At 63.8% G+C, this 1,319-nt stretch carries 1 protein-coding gene and 1 pseudogene; both read right to left on the reverse strand.

The window, feature by feature from the left end; all coding sequences use genetic code 11:
- Positions 1–32 precede the first annotated feature (32 nt).
- Positions 33–821: a hypothetical protein gene (locus lacNas_RS06950; protein WP_201330666.1), complete on the reverse strand. Its 789-nt coding sequence runs from the start codon at positions 819–821 to the stop codon at positions 33–35.
- A pseudogene (locus lacNas_RS06955) lies at positions 818–1,319 on the reverse strand (hypothetical protein); the annotation flags it as partial. The gene lacNas_RS06950 and the pseudogene lacNas_RS06955, both read right to left, overlap by 4 nt.

A 1,319-nucleotide genomic window follows, 5' to 3' on the forward strand; every position in this document is an offset into this window, starting at 1 on the left:
AAAACGTCCCCGCGGATCGCGGGGGCGTTTTTTCAGATTTTGAAACTGAATTTCTTTTCGACTTCTTTTAGGGCATAGTCCAAGTCGACCGCCAAAAGCGGCAAGGCCATGTCCTCCACCAGCAGCTGCCGCAGGGCCAGCCGCTTCTCCTCCCGGATTTCCGCCAGCAGTCCCCGCAAGGACAGGCCTTTTTCCGCCAGCACGGCTTCAACTGCCTGCTGGTAGCGCGGGGCATACAGCAGGTTCCAGTCCCCCAGCCGGCTGCAGGCCGGACAGCCCACGCGCCCGGCCAGGCCGTGAAAAAGGGCGCAGTAAAGGGCATTGTGCTCCACGGCTTCCTGCAGCTGCTGCCGCGCGCGGGCGTAGCCCCGCGGCGTCTCGAAAAGGTAGCGGTTGTTGCCGGCCAGGTCGGTCAAAGCCAGGCAGCCCTGGTCATGGTCCAGCTGCCGCATCTGCTGCAGGGCCACGAGATCCACGAGCGGGGCGTGCAGCGATGACGGCGAAAAAATCGCCCCGTGGCCGGCGGAGATCACGTGCTGCTCCTTGATCTCCAGCAGGTCACAGAGCTTTTTCTGCAAGGGATAGCCGCCCGGCAGATCCTGGTTGATGAAGGCGGCCAGCAGAGCCTTGGTCGACTTCTTCACCAGCAATTCTCCCCGGTTCCGGTCCACGACCAGGGTCCGCCAAGCAGCGGCTGGCCCCAGGTCATAGGCCAGGATGAAGCCAGGGCCCAGGCGGTAGCTGGCGGCTTCCCGGGCTTCCAGGCGCCCGGCTTTCAGGAGCCCTTGGTAAAAGTCCCGGCTGTAGCTGGCGGCGGTCATTTGAAGGCCTCGTGGCAGACCAATTTCTGCTGGAAGAGCTTCCGCAAAGAGCCCGGAGCCGGCGGCAGGGCCGGCTCTTCCTTGAGCAGGTAGCGCAGCACGTAATAGACCCGCTCGTCGCGCACCCGGCTGACGTGCCGAAAGCCGGCCAGTTCCATGTCAGGGCTGAAGCAGGCCCCGTAGCGCACCTGCTCATACAAGGGTCCGTACAGCCGCAGCCAGTTCCGCAGGCCGTCGTCTGCCGGCTCGGCCCCCTGCAAGAGAGCGCGGAAATCGCCCGGCTGGTCCGTCAGCAGCAGATCCCGCAGGCAGACCAGGTCGGCCTTGGACTTGTTGGTCAAAAAATACAGGTTGTTGCGGAACAGCACTTCTTTCTGGCTCACCAAGACATAGCGCCGCACTTCCGGCAGCTTGAGCAGGTCCAGCTGGTCGGCCGTCAGCAGCCGCAGTTTCTGCCGCCGCTTCAAAAAGAGGGTCAGCAGCAGCCGGACTGCCTCC

This window comes from Lactobacillus nasalidis (genome assembly GCF_016587775.1).
GTDB classification, from domain to species: Bacteria; Bacillota; Bacilli; order Lactobacillales; family Lactobacillaceae; genus Lactobacillus; species Lactobacillus nasalidis.